The sequence below is a fragment of the Anaerostipes caccae L1-92 genome, assembly GCF_014467075.1.
Classification (GTDB): domain Bacteria; phylum Bacillota; class Clostridia; order Lachnospirales; family Lachnospiraceae; genus Anaerostipes; species Anaerostipes caccae.
This window is the reverse complement of sequence record NZ_AP023027.1, coordinates 2,018,846-2,039,044: the sequence shown is the minus strand read 5'-3', so window position 1 is coordinate 2,039,044 and position 20,199 is coordinate 2,018,846. Positions and strand designations below refer to the sequence as shown.

The following is a 20,199-nucleotide window of genomic DNA, read 5'->3' as shown; positions in this document are numbered from 1 at the left end:
AATATGAAAAAGGTACTGGTTGTTGATGACGAAAAATTGATAGTAAAAGGAATCAAGTTCAGCCTTGAGCAGGATGAGATGGAGGTAGACTGTGCCTATGACGGAGAGGAAGCCCTGGGACTTGCAAAGGAAAATCAATACGATATCATCCTTCTGGATGTGATGCTTCCTAAGCTTACGGGATATGAAGTGTGTCAGGCCATCAGGGAGTTTTCGACCGTACCGATTATCATGCTGACAGCAAAGGGCGACGACATGGATAAGATCCTCGGACTTGAGTACGGCGCGGATGATTACGTAACCAAGCCGTTTAATATTCTGGAAGTGAAGGCGCGGATCAAGGCCATTTTAAGGAGAAGTGTCAGCCACGCTGCTCCGGCAGAGACACCGAAGGTGATCGAGAGCCGCGGATTAAAGATTGATTGTGACAGCCGCAGAGTCCATATCAACGGCAAAGAGGTTAACTTGACGGCGAAAGAGTTTGACTTGCTGGAACTGCTCGTGTTCCATCCGAATAAAGTATACAGCAGAGAAGATTTGCTGAACACTGTTTGGGGGTATGATTATCCGGGTGATGCCAGGACCGTGGATGTCCATATCAGGCGTCTGCGTGAAAAAATCGAAGTAAATCCGGGAGTTCCAGACTATGTACATACTAAATGGGGGGTAGGTTATTATTTCCAAGCATAAGAAGGACAGATTCTCCTACTTTAAGAGCATGCAGTTCCTCATTTTTATGTCAGTGCTGGTGATCACGGTATTCGTGGTGGTGCTGTTCAGCAAGCTTTTAAACGACTCCTACAGCGAGAAGGCAGAACAGCAGAAGATCGATGGAATTGTAAGCCAGTGTCAGTGGCTGGCTGGTCAGGTTGTCGGAGTGGATTTTTTGATTGATGACAGCTCCAACTCTATTTCCAACCAGACCAATGAACTGGCGGCGGGCCTGCATGGACGGATTATTGTCGTAAAGAGTAATTATAAAATAGTAAAAGACACAATGACAGATTATCAGGATAAGTTTTATATCTCTGACGAACTGCTGAACGTCATGAAAGGAAATAAGAAACGCATTGTCTCCGAGGTGGGCAGCAATGTAGAGATCATGATTCCGATCATGAACAAAGGGAACAGGAAAAAGAAGGTACTGGGAAGTGTCATCGCAACGATTCCGAAGAGCGATATTGTCGCTGTGTCCAATGAGATGAAGCAGCAGAGGAATATGCTGGTGGTGGCGTTTATCATCTGCGGTATGTCCGCCGGGGCGCTGCTGAGCTACTGGCTTACAAAAGACTACCGTAAGATTCAAAAGGATCTGGATTTTATTTCTTCCGGACATGAAGATGAGATGATCAGCGTCGTGGGATGCACCGAAGTTAAAAACATGGTTACGGCCATGAATGAGATTCTTGCCAAGGCACAGGTTCTTGAGAATTCACGTCAGGAATTTGTTTCCAACGTTTCTCATGAACTGAAGACGCCTATGACTTCCATGAAAGTTCTGGCCGATTCCCTTCTTCAGCAGGGAGAGACGGTGCCGGCGGAACTCTACCGTGAATTTATGAATGATATTGTGGCTGAGATCGACCGGGAGAATGTAATCATATCGGACCTTTTATCTCTGGTTAAACTGGATAAAAAGGCAGCTAAGCTGGAGATTTCCAGCGTCAATATCAATGAACTGCTGGAGATGATCATGAAGCGGCTGAAACCGATTGCAGGGCAGAGGAACATTGAGCTGATTCTGGAATCTTTCCGTCCGGTAACGGCCGAGATCGATGAGGTAAAGCTGACCCTGGCGCTCTCCAACCTGATTGAGAATGCAATCAAGTATAACCAGGACGACGGATGGGTGAGAGTGTCTTTAAATGCCGACCACAAATATTTTTATGTGAAGGTAGCGGATTCAGGCGTCGGCATCCCGGAAGACTGTCAGGGACAGGTGTTTGAGCGGTTCTACCGGGTAGACAAGGCCAGATCCAGAGAGACCGGAGGAACCGGTCTGGGACTTGCTATTACCAAAAATGCAGTTCTTGTCCATAACGGTGAAATCAAGCTGTACAGCAAAGAGGGAGAGGGCACTACATTTACAGTCCGAATTCCGCTCAAATATCAGGCATAAGGAGGGATACGGCGGTGAGAAAACGAACGATTTTATTATGTATCCTTCTGACGCTTTTCAGTGTGCTCATTTTCTGTGCGGGCTGTTCAAAGAAAGATGATGAGGATACACAGTCAAAAGACGGGACAGGAATTTACTACACGAACAAAACATACACGAAGCTGATCCGAAAGGACAAAGACATCGATGTCCAAATGAACAGTCAGCTGGGAGCAGAGGAACTTTTGGACGAGATGTCCAGGGTCGGCAGGAACAGCAAGTATAAGACAGCCATTCCGGAAGATATCAACATCAGCAATGTGACTGTTTCCAACAATATTGCCTACGTGGATTTTTCGGTTGGATATAAGAAGATTGAACCGAATGAAGATGTCATCTGCAAAGCTGCCATCGTCTATACGCTGACACAGCTGAAAGGGGTCGGATATGTGGAATTTACTGTTTCCGGGCGTCCGATCATTGATACAGACGGCAAACTGATCGGCGCGCTGAACCGGGACAGCTTTATATTCGGAGAACTTCCGATGGAGTAAAAATGAATAACAGACCATTTCTTGCAGTATTTGCAGGCTGTTGGCTTGGAGAAATCACAGCATGTCATGATGTTCGGATGGTTTTCGCAGCGCTTCTCTTTTCAGGGATATTTGTGCTCTTTTTTAAGAAACAAATTTCTGGATGGAGAAGGGCTGTTTTATTTTTCTTTGCAGGCTTTCTTGCGGGAGCACTTATGTTTGTTTATCAGAACAAAAGGTTCACCCGGCAGGAAAATGTGTTAAGAGGCTCTGAACAGGTAAGAGCGGCGGGAACCGCAGAGTGGAAAGGGAGGACAAAGAAGAAAGAATTTCTGCTTTTATCCCATGTATATCTGCCGGACCGGCATCTATATCTGGACGGGGACGTGATGGTCTATGACGATGACTTTGGCCATATACTGCCGGGAAATAAAGTTGTACTGACGGGAGAGCTTCTGCCTCATGAAGGGCCGTCCAATCTGGGAGAGAACGATATGAGGATCTATTATCTCTCCAGGAATATCGGATTTACGATGTTTCCGGATAAGAAGGAAATTTTGGGGCAGGAGAAAAAGTTTTGGAAGAGCAGGTTGTTCTCTTTACGGAACCGTATGTCAAAAAATCTTTCCTTGCAGTATGACGAAAAGATACGGCCCATGTTTGAGGCTATGATCCTGGGTGACAAGACGGGGATTTCCAAAGATTTGAAAGACACCTTTACCCAAAGCGGGATCGTTCATATCCTGGCTATTTCCGGCCTGCACATTTCGCTGGCAGGCGCAGGGATTTACCGCAGACTGAGAGGGGCCGGGGTTCCTGTCTGTCTGTCCGGTGCAGCCGGGCTGACCTTTGCTTTGTCTTACTGTGTCATGACCGGCATGACCGGTTCATCGAAAAGAGCCCTGTTCATGTTTTTTTTCTTCGTGCTGTCCCAGGTATGCGGACGCTCTTATGATCTGCTGTCATCCGGCGGAGCGGCAGGGCTTCTGCTTTTGCTGGAAAGTCCGTTCAGATGTTTGGATGCAGGTTTTTTGATGTCCATGGGAGCGGTGATGGCCGCCGGTATTTACCGGGAAGTGCTGCCGGCAGGAAAACAGAAAACTTTCAGGGACAGACAGATCAGGCGATTTGTCTTCTGTATCGTGGTCCAGATCATTATGACGCCGGTTCTCTTATATTTTCAGTATGAATGCTATCCTTTATCTTTTATATTTAACTTTTTGATGCTTCCTCTCGTGACAGCGGGTTTTACGGCAGGATTCCTGAGTGCTTTTCTGCCGGTTTTCCTGTTTTCTGTCCCTGCGTCTGCTTTGTTTTCGCTTGTTGTGGCAGGGACAAGTCTGTCCCGCCGCCTGCCGGTTCAGAATCTCGTCCTTGGAAAACCTTCTTTCTTGTGGATCATCGTATTTTATATGGGACTCTGTCTGCTTTATAAGACTTTGAAGAAGAGCTCTTACCATAAATATGCCTGCCTGCTGGCATGCGGCTGCTTTTTGATCTTGGGAGTGCAGAAAAAGCAGGATAAGATTTCTTTTCTGGATGTGGGACAGGGAGACTGCATCGCCCTGTCGTTAAACCGGCAGGATATGATTCTGGTGGACGGCGGAAGTTCCTCCAAACAAGATGTGGGACAGTATATCATAGCACCCTATGTAAAATCACAGGGATATCAGGCGGTCAGCGCAGCAGTCATCACCCACCTGGATTCTGACCATTATTCGGGTATCAGAGAACTTCTGCCGTCGGGGATGATCAGGCGCCTTTATCTGCCCCGGGTAAAAAAAGATCATGCATATATGGAAATAGAAAAGGAAGCCCGACAATATCACGTTTCGGTCAGTTATCTGTCCATGGGGAGTAAGTTTTCAGGGACTGACTGGTCTATGGAATGTCTGCACCCCGGGCCGGATACCGGGCTGGAGAAAAATGCCGCTTCCCTTGTGTTTCGGCTGAAGGTACGGGGTTTGAGTGTTCTTCTGACAGGAGACCTGGAGAACGAGGGGGAAGAGATGCTTGTGCAGAGCGGGATACAGCATGCTGACATATTGAAGGTGGGACATCACGGATCTAAAAACGGCACAGGAGAGGAGCTGCTCCGTCAGCTCAGGCCAAAGATTGCCATCGTTTCCGCGGGGAAAAAGAACCGATACGGGCATCCCCACCGGGAGACGGTCAGAAGGCTGAACGATTCGGGGTGCAGTATCTATGAGACTTCCAGATCAGGAATGCTCTGGTTTTCCATGGAAAGAAAGCGGTGGTATTTAAATCCCAAACTTGATATAATGAAACAATGATGAAAAAGAAGAAAATAGCAGGTATTGTCCCATGTGCAGGGCTATCGAGGAGGATGGGGGCGTTTAAGCCGCTGCTTCCGTTTGGTGACGGAACCATCATAAGCGGTACGGTCAAAAGCCTTTTGAATGCCGGTGTCAGCAAGGTCATCGTGGTGGCAGGATACCGCGCAGATGAAATTGAAGAAGAACTGGCTTCTATGAGCGGGACAGAGATCATACATAATGACAATTTTGAGCACGGAGATATGATGGAATCCGTTCAGGTGGGGATAGCCAGGGCTCTGGCCTTTGACGGCATCACGGTGGTGCCGGGGGATATGCCGATGATTGCACAAAACACATATCAGAAGCTTTTTACATGGCTCGAAGCCTCAGAGGCCTCGGTCGTTATTCCGTCCAGAAACGGTCAGAGAATTCATCCTCCGGTGATTTCGAAGGAGTGTTTTCCATATCTTTTAAGATTCAGAGAAGGAGGAGGTCTCAGGCGGGCACTGCTCCATTTCCTGGAATCTACGGTTTTGGTTACGGTGGATGACGATCCCGGGTGCATGATGGATACGGATACACCGCAGGATTATGTGAGACTGATGGAATATTACGGCAGAGTGAGGAAAAGGCATGGAATTTCGGCAGATTGAAGCTTTTATAAATGTAGTAAAGTATCAGAGTTTTTCTAAGGCGGCAAAGATTATGTTTCTTTCCCAGCCCACAGTCAGTGCCCATGTGGTTTCGCTGGAACAGGAATTATCCTGCCGTCTGTTTAACCGGACGACGAAACGGGTGGAAGTCACGGCAGATGGGGAGAGATTATATGAGTATGCCAGGAAAATGCTGGAGTTAAGAGATCAAGTATATGATGAATTCATCCGGCCGAAAGGAGAGAGGCCTTCTCTCGTACTTGCCGGGGATTCGATTGCTCTCCAGTATGTCCTGCCTGATATCTTAAAGGATTTTAAGCAGCTCCACAGGGAGGCTGACATATCTCTTGTCCAGAAGAACAGTGTGGATACGGTCAAGATGTTACTTAAAAAAGAAGCTGATCTCGGATTTCTGGGGAAACATGAAAATGTGCCGGAACTTACCTTTATCCCTTACGGGACCGATCAGCAGGTGGTAATTGCGCCAAATCAGGAAAAGTACAGGAATCTGCTGGAAAATGGCTATTCGTTTCAGGAACTGCTCAGTGAACCTTTTATTTTAAGAGAACTCACAGATGATACGGAGGAAGATGAAGACCGATTTTTAGAAGAACAAGGTGTTGATTTGAGTAAGCTTCATGTGGCTGCAAAAATCCATGATAAGGAGATCATGAAACGTTCCGTCAGTATGGGAATGGGCATCGCCGTCATGCCGCTGAAAGCGGTGGAAGAAGAGGCAAAAAGGGGAAAGCTGCTGATGTTTCATCTGGACCCCGGGAAAGCCGGGAGAACCCTTTACCTGGCTTTCCGCAAAGAAGATGAAGAGCAGACCATGATTTTAGATTTTACGGCTCTGTGCAGAAAATATAATGGAAGAGAAAGGCTTTGATGATGAAAAGAGTTTTACAGCATATAAAAGAACAGAAGTATCAGAATCTATATTTATTTTATGGAAAAGAAAAATATCTGGTGGCCCAGACGCGGGATAAGTTAAAAGAGGCGCTGATTCCATCCGGGGATACGATGAATTACTCCTATTTTGAGGGAAAAAAGACGGACATTCCGGAAATTTTAGAACTGATACAAACCATGCCATTTTTTAATGATTACCGTCTTTTGGTGCTGGATCAGACAGAACTTGGGAAGAAAAGCAATGATGATTTTTTAAATGCGCTCAAGGAAATGCCGGAGACCACCATCCTTTTGATCATTGAAGATGATGTGGACAAAAGGTCAAAAATCTACAAATACATTAACAAAGAAGGATGTGCGGTGTCTTTTGAGACGCCGAAGGAAAAGGACCTGGTCCTGTGGGTTGCGCAGATGCTGAAAAAGGAACAAAAAAAAATGACCCAGAAAGATATTCAGCTGTTTCTCTATAAGACCGGGCAGGATATGTTTACAATCAAAAATGAGCTGGAGAAATTGATTTCCTATACGAAGGGCAGAGAGGTTATTGGGGCGGAAGATCTGGAGGCCCTGACCACAGCACAGACGACGAATCAGATTTTTGTCATGCTGGAAGCCATCGCAAAAAAGCAGCGGGATACCGTTTTAAAGCTCTATTATGATCTGATCGAGCTGAAGGAATCACCTTTCGGGATACTGGCTCTGCTGGTGAGACAGTGCAATCAGCTTTTACAGACACAGTCGCTTCTGAAAGCCGGAAAATCCCAGGGAGAAATGGCGAAAGAACTGAAAGTGCCCCCATTTGTAGCGGGAAAACTGAAGCAGCAGGTGCGGTTATTTAAGAGAGAAGAACTATATGAGATGATAAAAAAATGCGCAGCCACAGACGAAGGAATCAAGACCGGAAAAATTACGGACAGGATCGGAGTGGAACTGCTGCTCGTAGAATTCAGTAAGTAAGATTAAAGCGGGAAAGCCCGCTTCAAGATTTTAAGTAATAAAAAAAGAGCTGACGGTTAGCTCTTTTTTTATAGATTCATTTTGAAAATTAAGCTACAGAATTGACTGCTTTTGTCAGGCGGGAAACCTTTCTTGCAGCAGTGTTCTTGTGGAAAATTCCTTTGGATGCTGCTTTGTTGATCTCTGAGATACAAGCTGTTAATGCTTCGTTTGCAGCAGTTTTGTCTCCTGCGGCAACAGCTGCTTCTACATTTTTGATATATGTTTTTACTTTCGTTTTGATCGCTTTGTTTCTTTCAGTCTTTGTGTTGATTACAAGAATTCTCTTCTTTGCAGATTTGATATTTGCCAATGTGGGCACCTCCATATAATAATTGTACTTATCTTTTCGTTCGGTGTTTACTTCGAAGCGAGACACGGTTATAGCTTCTATAAACATACTCCTCTATTTTATAGAAGTCTGTCCGATCTGTCAATGCAAAAGTTCCTGTTTTTACATATTTTTTTGGATTCTTTTCATACTAAGGACAGGAAGAAAGGAGAATCAGGATGCAGAACAGAACAGACTTAGCGTTAGAACTAAAAGAAGAAGCGGAGGAGCAATCCAGTCTGAAGGGAGTTTCTATGAAGACGAGGATCGATGCCTCCAATGATATAAAAGAGACAAGAATTACGATTAAGGACAAAGAAGGAGAACAGATTCTTGGAAAGCCCATGGGACAGTATATTACGATTGAGACAAGAGATCTGTCATCAAATGACGGCAGCTATCATAAAGAAATGAGTGAGGCTTTGTATTTGAACTTAAAAGAAATGATTCCGCGGAATGCGAAAGTGTTTGTGGCAGGTCTTGGGAATTCTGAGGTTACGGCCGATTCCCTGGGGCCTAAGGTTGTCAATAATCTCTGGATTACCCGCCACCTGAAAAGAGAGGGTTATTTAAAGGATGCCATGGAACTCAGCGCTATCGCGCCGGGAGTCATGGCACAGACTGGAATTGAAACGTCAGAAGTGCTGGAAGCATTGGCCGAGAAGATCCAGCCGGATCTTTTGATTGCTGTGGATGCCCTGGCGGCAAGAAGTTCTTCCAGGCTTAACAAGACGATTCAGATCAGTGATACCGGAATCGCACCGGGATCCGGTGTGGGAAACCACAGAAATGAGATCACAGAAAGAACGATCGGAATCCCGGTCCTTGCCATAGGAGTTCCTACGGTCATTTCTGTTCCCGCCATCATCAGTGATATTGTGGGAAATGAGTCGGATAACGAAGATATTCTGGAAATGCTTGACGAGGACTTTACTTCCATGCATGTGACACCGAAAAATATTGACGAATCCATTAAAAGAATCAGTTACACAATTTCAGAGGGAATTAATCATTTACTGCATAATCATATAAAAGCTGAATAAAATGATGATATGGGAAAAAAGAGAAGAGCAGCGGGATGTGTCTTGCTTGCCGTCTTTCTTATCATGGGAATCCGTTATTTTTCCGGGCATCCGGACATGGTGTCCACGGCTGTCCAGAATTATTATCTTAAAGCAGTAAATGAGCTGATTCCGTCCTATCACAGCGGCGGACAGCCGATTTACGGATCAGTGCTGAATAAGATCATAACGACCTACCGGAATGACATTGTGCCGTCTATCTGTTACAGTGAAAATTATTCCGAGGTTAAAAGTTCTGATTTAGTAAAAAATCAGTTCTATGATCTGGAGGATAATGAACAGAGCGGAGTCCGGGTAGATGAAGTACCGGCAAAGAAGACCGTGTTCAACAGTAAAAAGTGGAACGATCCGAATTATTTAAGAAAATATATTTATCAGGTAGACAGCACTACGATGGTGACGAACAGTGAGATCAACGGAAAGGTTCTTTTAAATAAGGACCTTTCTCTGAAGAAATCAAAGCAGCCCCAGATTTTGATCTTTCACACTCACGGCAGTGAAGCTTATAAAGACAGCAGGAAAGGAGAAAAGTCAGACACTGTCATAGGAGCCGGAGATGTTCTTACAAAACTTCTTAGGGAACAATATGGGATCAATGTGATACATGACAGAGGGATCTATGATGTTAAAAACGGAAAGGAAGACCGGTCAAAAGCATATTATTATGCTGCGGCCTCTGTTGAGAGATATCTGAAAAAATATCCGAGTATCCAGGTGGTGATTGATCTGCACAGGGACGGAGTGAAGGAGAGTACAAAGCTTGTCTCTAAACAAAATGGAGTGGAAATGGCCCAGTTTATGTTTTTTAACGGCATCAGCCGGACTGCCAAAAATGGAGATATCAAATACCTTAAAAATCCAAACAAAAAGACGAATCTGGCATTCAGCCTGCAGCTTCAGGCGGAGGCAATGAAAAAATATCCGGGTCTTACCAGGAAGATTTACATCAAGGGATACCGTTACAATCTGCATTACAGAGGACGCAGTCTTCTGATTGAATTGGGCGCTCAAAACAACACGGTAAAGCAGGCTAAAAATGCAATGAAACCGCTGGCGGAAATTTTAAATGATGTGTTATACCCTTAGAGGACCTACATAAATATAAACAAAGAAAAAGGTTGAAATAGACTTTCAGCCTTTTTTTTGCTATACTAAATCGAATATGTTTATTTGCAACAGGAGGAAACTATGGCAATCGATCAGAGTAAAATCCGCAATTTTTGTATTATTGCGCATATAGATCACGGTAAGTCCACATTGGCAGACCGTATCATTCAAAAAACAGGCACCCTGACTGACAGAGAGATGCAGGAACAGGTGCTGGACAATATGGATCTGGAGAGGGAACGCGGGATCACGATTAAATCACAGGCAGTCCGTATTGTATACAAGGCAGAGAACGGCGAGGAGTATATTTTCAATCTGATAGACACGCCGGGGCATGTGGATTTCAACTATGAAGTTTCCAGGAGCCTGGCGGCATGCGAGGGAGCTGTCCTTGTGGTAGATGCCGCACAGGGCATTGAGGCGCAGACTTTGGCAAACGTTTATCTTGCTCTGGACCATGACCTGGAGATTATGCCGGTCATCAATAAGATCGATCTTCCGAGCGCAGATCCGGAGAGAGTAAAGACAGAAATTGAAGATGTCATCGGTATTGAAGCGGAGGATGCTCCCCTGATTTCGGCAAAAAACGGAATCAACATCGAGGACGTGCTGGAGCAGATCGTAATGAAGATTCCTGCGCCGTCCGGAGATCCTGAGGGACCGCTGCAGGGCTTGATTTTTGATAGTATTTATGATGCTTACAAAGGAGTCATTATCTTTGCAAGAATCAAAGAGGGCACGATCCGGCCGGGAACAAAGATGAAGATGATGGCATCCGGCGCCGTGGCTGAGGTAGTGGAAGTCGGCATCTTCGGCGCGGGACAGTTCATTCCGTCGGAAGAACTCAGCGCCGGTATGGTAGGATATGTGACGGCCAGTCTTAAAAATGTCCAGGATACCACGGTCGGAGACACGATTACAGATGCAGACAATCCATGCAGCGAGCCGCTTCCGGGTTATAAAAAAGTAAACCCAATGGTATTCTGCGGGCTTTATCCGACCGACGGAGCAAAATATCCTGATCTTCGGGATGCCCTGGAAAAGTTACAGCTGAATGATGCTTCACTGCAGTTTGAGCCGGAGACATCAGTGGCGCTTGGATTCGGATTCCGCTGTGGATTCTTAGGGCTTTTGCACCTGGAGATCATCCAGGAGCGTTTGGAAAGGGAATACAATCTGGATCTGGTGACCACTGCACCGGGCGTTGTATACCGGGTATATAAGACTGACGGTACGATGATTGAGCTGACCAATCCGTCCAATCTTCCGGATCCATCACAGATTGATTATATGGAAGAACCGATTGTTTCAGCAGAGATTATGGTCACATCCGACTATGTGGGAGCGATCATGGGACTGTGCCAGGAGCGCAGAGGCGTTTATATCGGAATGGAATATATCGAGGAAGGACGGGCTGTTTTAAGGTATGAACTTCCGCTCAATGAAATCATTTATGACTTTTTTGATGCCCTGAAATCACGTTCCAGGGGATATGCGTCTCTGGATTATGAGATGAAGGGATATCAGAGATCAGAGCTCGTGAAACTGGATATCCTGATCAACAAAGAAGAAGTAGATGCACTGTCCTTCATCGTTCATGCCGAGACGGCATACGAGAGGGGAAGAAAAATGTGTTCCAAGCTGAAGGAAGAAATTCCAAGGCATTTATTTGAAATCCCTATACAGGCGGCAGTGGGCAGCAAGATCATTGCCAGGGAGACCGTAAAGGCTATGCGGAAAGATGTGCTGGCCAAGTGCTACGGCGGCGATATCTCCAGAAAGAGGAAACTCCTGGAGAAACAGAAACAGGGAAAGAAGCGGATGCGTCAGGTAGGCAATGTAGAAATTCCTCAGGAAGCATTCATGAGTGTGCTGAAATTAGATGAAGACTAGAGAACTTGAACTATATCTTCATATACCGTTCTGCAAAAGAAAATGCAGTTACTGTGATTTCTGTTCGTTTCCGGCCGGAGATGATGAGATCAGCAGCTATATACGAAAGCTTCGGCAGGAAATTCTGCACTGGGGAAGGCTTCTTAAACGCCCGTCAGTGAGCACGGTATTCATTGGAGGAGGAACTCCTTCCCTGATTCCGGGAGCACAGATAGAATCTTTGATGAATACGGTCAGAGATTCTTTTTCCTGTACAGAAAACATGGAGTGCACGATCGAAGCCAATCCCGGCACTGTCACAAGAGAAAAACTTTCGGCCTATCAAAACTGCGGGATCAACAGGATCAGTTTCGGACTTCAGAGCGCGAGGGAAGAAGAACTGAAGATTTTAGGCCGGATTCACACATTTGAGGACTTTGTCTCGGGATTTTATATGGCCCGGGACTGCGGATTCCAAAACATCAATGTAGATCTGATGAATGCGGTTCCTCTGCAGACGATGGAGACGATGGAACAGACCCTGTTAAGAACTGCAGAACTTGAGCCGGAACACCTGTCGGTTTACAGCCTGATTATCGAAGAAGGGACACCTTTTTATGATATGAAAGGGCTGGATGATCTCCTGCCGACGGAAGATGAGGATGCGGCCATGTATGAAAGGACGGAAAAGATCCTTCATACCTTAGGCTATGAAAGGTATGAGCTGTCAAACTATGCCAGACCAGGATATGAATGCAGACATAACTGCGGATATTGGACAGGGAAACCATACCTGGGATTTGGTTTGGCGGCGTCTTCTTATTTTAGGGGAAAACGCTTTACAAATCCGGCAGATATGGAAAAATACCTGTCAATAACAGATTTTAGCGGCATATTTGAAAAAGAAACAGAACTGACCAAAAAAGAAGAGATGGAAGAGTATATGTTTTTGGGTCTACGGATGACAAAAGGGATCTCAAAAACGGAATTTTCCAAGCGGTTCGGGACAGGTATCCTGGATGTTTACCGGGAACCTATCCAAGAACTCTCTGGAAAAGGCTTGTTAGAACAGGATGCCGAAAGAATCTGGATCCCGCAGCAGGCCTTGTTTTTAAGCAATCAGGTAATGATGGAGTTTCTTTTATAGATCCAGAAGTTTCTGAACGTTGATCTGTCCCCATCCCTGATGATTTCTCGGAGTGGAAAGCTTGTCACAATTGTACCGAAGTTTCATTTTTACATCTTTGTTCGTATAATACGGGTAACGCTCCAAAAGCAGGGCGATGGCCCCGGAAACTGCCGGTGTTGCCATGGAAGTGCCGCTCTTGATGCTGTGCCCTCCGTTCAGGCCGCAGGAATATATATTTGTTCCGGGAGCCACAACGTCCGGCTTCATGACGCAGGAAGAGGTAGGCCCTCTGCTGGAATAATTTTTTGCAAAGCGCTGAGAACCCATGGGACGGCTGGCATCGTCGCTGGAGCCTACGGTAATGATCTTGCGGCTGTTGCCCGGCGCTGTGATGGAATGATCCCTGGGACCGTTATTTCCGCTGGCGATGCAGACGACCAGTCCGTCATCCCACAGCTGGTTGACCTGCTTCACAATCGCATTGGCAGCTTCGTCATTTCCGGAAGCAGGAGTGCCGATAGAAATATTTACAATCCGGATTCCATACTGTTTGTGAAAATGGTGGATCCAGGACAGGCCGTTTAAGAACGTGCGCTGATTCCCGTTTCCAAGCGCATCCAGAACCTTGAGGGAAATAATATGTGCTGCAGGTGCAATGCCGCAGCTTGCAGATGCGGCAATCCCCGCGATATGGGTCCCGTGTCCATTGTCGTCATAAGGATATGATCTGTGGTGTACATAATCTATGAATCCGGCGATCCGCTGATCGGCCGGATAAAATTCTTTATGAGGATAGATACCGGTATCCAGGAAGGCAATCCCTATATTCTTCCCCAGGAAGCCATGTTTATGGGCGATATCCGCATGGATGATCTGTGATATTAGCTTCATAAAATATTGTCTCCTAATAAGTGTTATAGTATAGAATACGCCGGAATCACAGAAAAGCCAGAACATTTTGCGCAGGCTATTCCCACTGAAAGAATTTGAGGGATGCGAAGGTACAGATTACTGCGATGCAGACAATGGTCACAGCCGGAACAATCACACTGCCAAGCTCCTCTCCCAGAGAAGCGGCTTTCAGCAGCTTGATTCCCTGAGTCAGCGGCATGATATCTGCAGTTTTCTGCAGCACTTTGGGCATGACTTCATAGGGAAGTGTTGCGCCTGAAAAAATCAGCATCGGAAAGTACAGCAGACTCGCGGCGACACTCGCTATCTTAGTATTCGGAGCAATACCGCCTACCAGCATGCCGATGCTGAACATAGACACAATGACCAGGAGATAACATCCCAGAAAACTTAAAAAAGATCCGCGGAACTGATATCCAAAGAAAAGAACGGCTTCGGCATAGAGCAGGATCAGAGAAACAGCCGCATATAAAGTATAAATTGTCACCTGTACCGCTAAGATCATGGAAGGGCTGGCCGGCGTAACCTTGTAGCGTTTTAATATACCTTTGCTCCGGTAATCAGAGACGACCAGCGGCAGTCCCATCACACCTCCTGCACAGATGGAGATGGTAGTGACGGCTCCGAACGACTGTTCCAGAAATGAGTATCCGGCACCGCTGAATGCAGGCCTGTTGCCATAAATAATTCCCATGACTGCCAGTACCACAAGAGGCACACAGATCGCAAATATAAACATATCCATTCCTCTCAGAGATAATTTTAATTCTGTTTTCAGCATTGTCTTAAAAGTTTTCATCAATTAATTCCTCCTCGTCTGTATACCAAAGATAAGCGTCTTCAAAATGTTCATAAGGACTCGATGCAACTGCCTCCGCCACCGTACCGTAAAATATGATGTTTCCTTTTTTTAAAATACAGATGCAGTCACACAGGTTCTCGATTTCATCCATAAAATGGGACGTCAGGAAAATCGTCAGTCCATGTTCCTTGAGTGAGGAGAGTATATTCCACACTTGGCGTCTGGCCCTCGCGTCCAGTCCGGTCGTCAGCTCGTCCAAAAAGACGACTTCAGGATTGGGTATGAGTGCGAGGATAATAAAAAGTCTCTGTCTTTCGCCGCCGGATAAATCTTTGATCTGGCTTTTTGCTTTTCCGGAAATTCCAAACTTTTGCAGTAATTTATCCGGATCTGCGGAATCCTGATAGAGGGAAGCGGTAACTTCACAAAGTTCCGAAACGGTGATATTATCCTGATAAGCCGCGTCCTGAAATTGGACTCCTACCTTTTGAAACAGCTGCTTTCTGGATGTCTGCGGATTCATTCCCAGAATGGATATTGTTCCGCTGTCTGACGTCTTTGTGCCTAAAATGCATTCAATCGTTGTACTCTTGCCTGCGCCATTGGCCCCGAGCAGGCCAAAAACCGTTCCGCGCTTTACGGACAGACTGATATTGTCTGCCGCAGGCGTTTTGTTGTAGGTTTTACATAATTTTTCTGCTTTGATCACTTCATTCATGAAGGATACCTCCTTGTTTTATTGTAAAAAAAGAATACCACCAACGGAAACATTGGTGGTAAAGTGGAGGGTTTAAGAAAATTGTTTTTTCATTCTTTTCAGTCTGTATATCATTTCCAAGGCATTATTCTCGGCTGTGAGCAGAGAAGTAATCAGTTTGTCGCACACCGCAATAATTTCGTCATCTTTATTGGGAGTATCCAAAACTTCTTTGATATCAATCCCGGGATTTTTTGACAGGTGCCCAAGCAGACGCAGAATGGATTCCAAAGAATAATTTGCACACCTCAAGGAGCGAATAATTTTGAGCCTCTGTATATCCTGACTCGTATATATGCGGTATCCATTCTGCCTGCGTTTTACAGTCAAAAGGCCGTTCATTTCCCAATTTCTCAGAGCATCCATAGAAATGCCGAGATACCGGGAGACTTCCCTGCGTTTCATGGGATGGGTATGCTCCTGTGATCCGCCGGCTAAAATTTCTGTTACGATTTCAACTGCCTCTTCGGCATTGGCGTGTTCCTTTCTGATCTGTGCCAGGTATTCTTCTGCCAGTACCAGAGCCCTGGAAAAATCACAGGATGCCGATGTTTTTACGATCTGAACAGCCTTTTTCCTCAGCCCGTTCTGCAGAACCTCCATTTGAAAAGCCAGACGGGCCAGCCGGAACTGTTCGATATGGAGATCGGTAAAAATACGGTATCCATTGTTCTGCCGTTTTGGTTTTGGGATCAGCCCCGCTTCTTCGTACAGCCGGACAGTATTGGGATGAATTCCTATGAGTTTTGCAACCTCAGATGTTTTATAAGTTTTCATGTAAAAACCTCCATTCATAGCTTTAGAATAACACAGATCAGAAGTATGGTGATATAGTGGAGGGTTTTGTGTTCCATGTACCAATGTTCTTACAGAATAAAAAATGACATTGGTTTGATGGTTTCCAATGTCATTTTTCGATTGATTTAATTAAATCCAATAAACTTCCGTGCTGCTTTGTAAGCTGCGATGACAACTTTCCGGCCTCCGTAGCCCGGGAGGTTGACGGCATTTCCAACAAGAGATCCCCGGATCTGACGGTATAGTTTTGTGTTTTTCGATTTCAGGTACTTCCAGAGTTCCTTCTTCATCTGAAGATGCTCCGGTATGCCGGATTTGATGGCAATGACAGATGATACCGTCATGATGATGCTCAGATAGTGTTTCATGTAGCGGTATAACGGCTTGTTTACCAGCTCAAAGCTGCTCATATAATCGATCATGGCTTTGGTGACAAAAAACTGCTGGTCGATCCGTTTGATCATATTGGCTTCATTGACAGACTGATCGTCCCTTCCGATGAAGTAGCGGTAAAAATTTACATCCAGATAGTAAATCGTCTTCACATATGGAAGCGGTTTGAAAACGTAAAGGTTGTCTACATAAAAAGTATGTTCCGGCAGGCACAGACGGCACTCATGGAGAAGAGAAGTACGGTAAATGACGGAATGCATGAGAATGTACTGACTCAGAGGAAATCGCTTTACATCATCCCAGGTAAAAATCTGTTCAACCGGGATCGTATGGCGGTAATGAATCACGGTTTTTCTCTTCACACCCTGTTTCTCATAGACATAGTTTGACATAAACATGTCTATAATGGTTCCCTGGCGGTAAAAGGTCTCTAATTGATTGAAGATTTCCTCATAGGCATGTTCGTTTACCCAGTCGTCACTGTCCACCACCTTAAAATAAATCCCTTTGGCATGAGCAATACCAGTGTTTACCGCACCGCCGTGGCCTTTGTTCTTTTGATGGATCGCCCGGCAGATACCGGGATATTTGTTTTCATATTCATCGGCGATCATGCCGGTATTGTCCGTGGAACCATCGTCTATGATGAGGATCTCAACTTTGTCTCCTCCGGTCAGCAATGTATCTATGCAGTGTCTCATATATTCCTGGGAATTATAACACGGCACAGCAAACGATATTAATTTCATTTTGTAACCTCCTAAAAATGGTACTTAGTCTATTATAACAAATTTTTGTAAAAATACCATGGCATTTTTACTCGGTTTCTTCTGACAGGGTCTCCCATTCTTCATAAAGGGTTTCCAGATGTTCCTCATTCCGGACTTTGGCAGCGGAGAGTTCCAGCAGCTTCTTTGTGTTGACTGCGTTCTCCGGCAGGCACATTTCTTCGTCAAGCTTTGTGCTTTCCGCTTCCAGTTCCTCGATTTCCTGTTCTATTTTTTTCAGGCGGTTTTCTCTTTTCCGACGCTTTGCGTCTTCTTCCTTTTGCTTCTGCCAGCTCAGCTTCGTATCGGATACAGACTCAGTTTCAGCGTTCTGTACCTTTTTCGTGCCTTCCTTCTCCTTTTCGATAAGATAGTGCTGGTAGTCGCCCGGATAAGAGTGCAGACCGTCTTTCGAAGAGAGTTCCAAAATTCTTGTGGCTGTCTTGTTGATAAAATAGCGGTCGTGAGACACGTAAAGAACCGTGCCTGTGTACTGGGACAGGGCGGATTCCAGGATTTCTTTGGAGTGAATGTCCAGGTGGTTGGTAGGCTCATCAAGAATCAGAAAATTGGCATGGGAAAGCATAAGTTTCGCAAGAGATACCCGTCCCTTTTCACCGCCGCTTAAGGAAGAAACAAGTTTAAAGACATCTTCTCCTTTAAAAAGGAAAGCAGCCAGTGTATTTCTGATTTTTGTGTTGGTCAGTTCCGGAAAGGAATCAGATATCTCCTCGAAGATTGTCTTATCCGGATGCAGGTTGTCCTGTGCCTGATCGTAATATCCGATGGAAACTTGGGAACCGAGCTTAATCAGTCCTTTGTTTTTGGCCATTTGTTTGCAGATGATTTTTAACATCGTAGTCTTGCCGGTTCCGTTGGCGCCGATCAATGCCACGCGCTCACCGCGGAATATTTCAAAATTTATATCGGAAAACAGCATATGCGGCCCGAAACTTTTTTCCAGATGTTCCACCGTTAAGACATCGTTTCCGCTGATCACCGACGGTTCGATGGCAAAGCGCATTTTTCCGTCGACTTCCACAGGCTTTTCGATCACATCAATTTTGTTCAGCATCTTTTCACGGCTCTCTGCCCGGCGGATGGATTTTTCCCGGTTAAATTGTTTTAGTTTTTCAATGACCGCCTTCTGGTGACGGATCTCCTGCTGCTGGTTTTCGTACTCCTTCAAGCGGATTGCCTTTACCTGATCCCTTTTTTTAATAAAAGAAGTGTAGTTGCCGTCAAAGAGCATCGCGTGCCCCGACTCAATCTCCATGACTTTGTTGACGATCTTGTCCAGGAAATACCGGTCATGGGAGACCAGGATGACAGCGCCCTCATAGTGGCTTAAATAGGTTTCCAGCCACTGGATCGAATCTACATCCAAATGGTTGGTAGGCTCATCCAGGAGAAGGATCTCTGGCTTCATCAGCAGGAGTTTTCCGAGAGCGACCCTTGTCTTTTGTCCTCCGGACAGAGTCTCGATTTTTTTTTGAAAGTCTTCCTCTTGAAACCCGAGTCCTTTTAAGATTCCTGTGATCTCACTTTTATAAGCAAAACCGTTTTTCTGTTCAAATAAATGAGTGGCCCTGGTGTATTCCTCCATCTTTTCTTCGAGCTCTGTGCCGCTTAAATGCTTCATCATATGCTCCAGAGAGCGGAGTTTTTTGTCCAGTTCGATCACATCCTGTTTTATGGTCAAAAGCTCTTCATAAATGGTGCGGGAAGAAGTATGGTCCTGATGCTGTGCGAGATAGCCGATATCGGCGTCCTTCTTTTTGTGGATCTCCCCGTCATCGGGTGTCATCTGATCCATGATGATCTTGAGCAGGGTGGACTTTCCGGCACCGTTTAAGCCGATGACGGCAAGCCGGTCCTTTTCATTGATATGAAAGGAAATTCCTTTCAGGACTTCCTGGTCGACAAATGTTTTATGTATATTCTGACAAGATAAAACCATAGTGCACTCCTTCAAAATTTCTAAGCTGTAAAAATTCTTTATAAGCATAACATAATTTCTGAAAAAACGCACTGAAAAGTTTGACAGATATTAGACAATCTTATATAATTTATTTAATTTGAGTAGTTAATAAAATAAGTGGGAGGGTAATAATGTCATCAATGGATAAGAATATATCACCGGCAGTTATAAAGAGATTACCTAGATATTACCGTTATTTGGGGGCTTTGAAAGCAAAAAATATTACGAGGATCTCATCCAAAGAGCTGAGCGAGAGGATGAAAGTAACTGCATCCCAGATCCGGCAGGACCTGAATAATTTTGGAGGTTTCGGGCAGCAGGGATACGGCTACAATGTAGAAAATCTTTACGTGGAGATCGGAAAGATTCTGGGACTTGACAAAAGCAATCAGATGATCATCGTCGGTGCCGGCAATCTGGGGCAGGCATTGGCCAATTATCAGGATTTTAACAATAACAGCATTGGTTTTCAGGTGATTGCGCTGTTCGATGTGAATCCGAAGCTGATCGGCATCACGGTGCACGGAGTGGAAGTGCACGATATTGACGATATGGAAGAGTTTATAAAGAATCATGAGATCAAGATTGCAGCCCTCACGCTTCCGCAGGACCAGGCGCCGAAGATTGCCAAAGATCTTGTATCGTGGGGCATCAAAGGATTTTGGAACTTTGCCCCTGTGGATCTCACGCTGCCGGACAGTGTGACCGTGGAGAATGTCCATTTGGCAGAAAGCCTCATGACGCTGACTTACAATATTCACAGCAGGGAAGACAGCGAAGGCGCGGAGTAAAGACGG

19 protein-coding genes are annotated in these 20,199 nt (G+C 45.4%); 12 read left to right on the top strand and 7 right to left on the bottom strand.

Annotation, left to right across the window (positions count from 1 at the left end):
* Positions 1-3 precede the first annotated feature (3 nt).
* From ANCC_RS10025 to holA, 7 genes are read left to right on the top strand one after another with little or no spacing between them, the layout of a single operon-like run.
* A complete protein-coding gene (locus ANCC_RS10025; RefSeq protein WP_006566740.1) occupies positions 4-690 on the top strand; it encodes a response regulator transcription factor in 687 nt (228 codons plus the stop codon).
* A 28-nt stretch (positions 691-718) separates the two neighbouring features.
* Positions 719-2,119: a sensor histidine kinase gene (locus ANCC_RS10020; RefSeq protein ID WP_006566741.1), complete on the top strand. Its 1,401-nt coding sequence runs from the start codon at positions 719-721 to the stop codon at positions 2,117-2,119.
* 14 nt (positions 2,120-2,133) lie between these two features.
* Positions 2,134-2,652 (top strand): GerMN domain-containing protein, encoded by a 519-nt coding sequence (locus ANCC_RS10015; RefSeq protein ID WP_009289495.1) that lies wholly within the window; start codon positions 2,134-2,136, stop codon positions 2,650-2,652.
* 2 nt (positions 2,653-2,654) lie between these two features.
* Positions 2,655-4,925 carry a DNA internalization-related competence protein ComEC/Rec2 gene (locus ANCC_RS10010; RefSeq protein ID WP_006566743.1) on the top strand — a complete coding sequence of 757 codons (2,271 nt, stop codon included), beginning with the start codon at positions 2,655-2,657 and terminating at the stop codon, positions 4,923-4,925.
* Complete coding sequence (locus ANCC_RS10005; RefSeq protein ID WP_006566744.1) at positions 4,922-5,563, top strand: nucleotidyltransferase family protein; 642 nt, start codon at positions 4,922-4,924, stop codon at positions 5,561-5,563. Before ANCC_RS10010 ends, ANCC_RS10005 begins: the two co-directional genes overlap by 4 nt.
* Positions 5,544-6,452 carry a selenium metabolism-associated LysR family transcriptional regulator gene (locus tag ANCC_RS10000; RefSeq protein WP_006566745.1) on the top strand — a complete coding sequence of 303 codons (909 nt, stop codon included), beginning with the start codon at positions 5,544-5,546 and terminating at the stop codon, positions 6,450-6,452. The genes ANCC_RS10005 and ANCC_RS10000 overlap by 20 nt, the downstream gene beginning before the upstream one ends.
* Positions 6,452-7,432, top strand: coding sequence for a DNA polymerase III subunit delta (gene holA / locus ANCC_RS09995; protein WP_006566746.1), 981 nt, complete (start codon positions 6,452-6,454; stop codon positions 7,430-7,432). Before ANCC_RS10000 ends, holA begins: the two co-directional genes overlap by 1 nt.
* A gap of 88 nt (positions 7,433-7,520) precedes the next feature.
* On the opposite strand, the gene rpsT is transcribed toward holA, so the two are convergent.
* Positions 7,521-7,784 carry a 30S ribosomal protein S20 gene (gene rpsT / locus ANCC_RS09990; RefSeq protein ID WP_009289501.1) on the bottom strand — a complete coding sequence of 88 codons (264 nt, stop codon included), beginning with the start codon at positions 7,782-7,784 and terminating at the stop codon, positions 7,521-7,523.
* A 197-nt stretch (positions 7,785-7,981) separates the two neighbouring features.
* Between rpsT and gpr the strand changes: the two genes are divergently transcribed.
* The 4 genes from gpr to hemW all read left to right on the top strand — a co-directional run bounded on the left by gpr (position 7,982) and on the right by hemW (position 13,010).
* Complete coding sequence (gpr, locus tag ANCC_RS09985) at positions 7,982-8,845, top strand: GPR endopeptidase (RefSeq protein WP_006566748.1); 864 nt, start codon at positions 7,982-7,984, stop codon at positions 8,843-8,845.
* A 9-nt stretch (positions 8,846-8,854) separates the two neighbouring features.
* Complete coding sequence (gene spoIIP, locus ANCC_RS09980; RefSeq protein WP_006566749.1) at positions 8,855-9,970, top strand: stage II sporulation protein P; 1,116 nt, start codon at positions 8,855-8,857, stop codon at positions 9,968-9,970.
* A gap of 102 nt (positions 9,971-10,072) precedes the next feature.
* On the top strand, positions 10,073-11,884 hold the full coding sequence (lepA, locus tag ANCC_RS09975; RefSeq protein WP_006566750.1) for a translation elongation factor 4: 1,812 nt from the start codon (positions 10,073-10,075) through the stop codon (positions 11,882-11,884).
* A complete protein-coding gene (hemW, locus tag ANCC_RS09970) occupies positions 11,874-13,010 on the top strand; it encodes a radical SAM family heme chaperone HemW (RefSeq protein ID WP_006566751.1) in 1,137 nt (378 codons plus the stop codon). Before lepA ends, hemW begins: the two co-directional genes overlap by 11 nt.
* On the opposite strand, the gene ANCC_RS09965 is transcribed toward hemW, so the two are convergent.
* The 6 genes from ANCC_RS09965 to ANCC_RS09940 all read right to left on the bottom strand — a co-directional run bounded on the left by ANCC_RS09965 (position 13,005) and on the right by ANCC_RS09940 (position 19,381).
* Positions 13,005-13,883: a S8 family peptidase gene (locus ANCC_RS09965; RefSeq protein WP_009289506.1), complete on the bottom strand. Its 879-nt coding sequence runs from the start codon at positions 13,881-13,883 to the stop codon at positions 13,005-13,007. The genes hemW and ANCC_RS09965 overlap by 6 nt on opposite strands.
* Positions 13,884-13,959: 76 nt before the next feature.
* A complete protein-coding gene (locus tag ANCC_RS09960; protein ID WP_006566753.1) occupies positions 13,960-14,703 on the bottom strand; it encodes an ABC transporter permease in 744 nt (247 codons plus the stop codon).
* On the bottom strand, positions 14,690-15,424 hold the full coding sequence (locus tag ANCC_RS09955; RefSeq protein ID WP_006566754.1) for an ABC transporter ATP-binding protein: 735 nt from the start codon (positions 15,422-15,424) through the stop codon (positions 14,690-14,692). Before ANCC_RS09955 ends, ANCC_RS09960 begins: the two co-directional genes overlap by 14 nt.
* 72 nt (positions 15,425-15,496) lie before the next feature.
* Positions 15,497-16,240, bottom strand: coding sequence for a MerR family transcriptional regulator (locus ANCC_RS09950; RefSeq protein ID WP_039946543.1), 744 nt, complete (start codon positions 16,238-16,240; stop codon positions 15,497-15,499).
* A gap of 146 nt (positions 16,241-16,386) precedes the next feature.
* Positions 16,387-17,403: a glycosyltransferase family 2 protein gene (locus tag ANCC_RS09945; protein ID WP_006566756.1), complete on the bottom strand. Its 1,017-nt coding sequence runs from the start codon at positions 17,401-17,403 to the stop codon at positions 16,387-16,389.
* 67 nt (positions 17,404-17,470) lie between these two features.
* A complete protein-coding gene (locus tag ANCC_RS09940) occupies positions 17,471-19,381 on the bottom strand; it encodes an ABC-F family ATP-binding cassette domain-containing protein (RefSeq protein WP_039946544.1) in 1,911 nt (636 codons plus the stop codon).
* Between the two features lie 152 nt (positions 19,382-19,533).
* Here ANCC_RS09940 and ANCC_RS09935 point away from each other — a divergent pair, with 152 nt between their 5' ends.
* Positions 19,534-20,193: a redox-sensing transcriptional repressor Rex gene (locus ANCC_RS09935; protein ID WP_009289511.1), complete on the top strand. Its 660-nt coding sequence runs from the start codon at positions 19,534-19,536 to the stop codon at positions 20,191-20,193.
* The last annotated feature ends 6 nt before the right edge of the window (positions 20,194-20,199 follow it).

Coding starts and splice junctions, on each gene's coding strand:
- ANCC_RS10025 (WP_006566740.1), top strand. CDS start 4: ATGAAAAAGGTACTGGTTGTTGATGACGAAAAATTGATAGTAAAAGGA.
- ANCC_RS10020 (WP_006566741.1), top strand. CDS start 719: ATGCAGTTCCTCATTTTTATGTCAGTGCTGGTGATCACGGTATTCGTG.
- ANCC_RS10010 (WP_006566743.1), top strand. CDS start 2,655: ATGAATAACAGACCATTTCTTGCAGTATTTGCAGGCTGTTGGCTTGGA.
- ANCC_RS10005 (WP_006566744.1), top strand. CDS start 4,922: ATGATGAAAAAGAAGAAAATAGCAGGTATTGTCCCATGTGCAGGGCTA.
- ANCC_RS10000 (WP_006566745.1), top strand. CDS start 5,544: ATGGAATTTCGGCAGATTGAAGCTTTTATAAATGTAGTAAAGTATCAG.
- holA (WP_006566746.1), top strand. CDS start 6,452: ATGATGAAAAGAGTTTTACAGCATATAAAAGAACAGAAGTATCAGAAT.
- gpr (WP_006566748.1), top strand. CDS start 7,982: ATGCAGAACAGAACAGACTTAGCGTTAGAACTAAAAGAAGAAGCGGAG.
- spoIIP (WP_006566749.1), top strand. CDS start 8,855: ATGGGAAAAAAGAGAAGAGCAGCGGGATGTGTCTTGCTTGCCGTCTTT.
- lepA (WP_006566750.1), top strand. CDS start 10,073: ATGGCAATCGATCAGAGTAAAATCCGCAATTTTTGTATTATTGCGCAT.
- hemW (WP_006566751.1), top strand. CDS start 11,874: ATGAAGACTAGAGAACTTGAACTATATCTTCATATACCGTTCTGCAAA.
- ANCC_RS09965 (WP_009289506.1), bottom strand. CDS start 13,883: ATGAAGCTAATATCACAGATCATCCATGCGGATATCGCCCATAAACAT.
- ANCC_RS09960 (WP_006566753.1), bottom strand. CDS start 14,703: ATGAAAACTTTTAAGACAATGCTGAAAACAGAATTAAAATTATCTCTG.
- ANCC_RS09955 (WP_006566754.1), bottom strand. CDS start 15,424: ATGAATGAAGTGATCAAAGCAGAAAAATTATGTAAAACCTACAACAAA.
- ANCC_RS09950 (WP_039946543.1), bottom strand. CDS start 16,240: ATGAAAACTTATAAAACATCTGAGGTTGCAAAACTCATAGGAATTCAT.
- ANCC_RS09945 (WP_006566756.1), bottom strand. CDS start 17,403: ATGAAATTAATATCGTTTGCTGTGCCGTGTTATAATTCCCAGGAATAT.
- ANCC_RS09940 (WP_039946544.1), bottom strand. CDS start 19,381: ATGGTTTTATCTTGTCAGAATATACATAAAACATTTGTCGACCAGGAA.
- ANCC_RS09935 (WP_009289511.1), top strand. CDS start 19,534: ATGTCATCAATGGATAAGAATATATCACCGGCAGTTATAAAGAGATTA.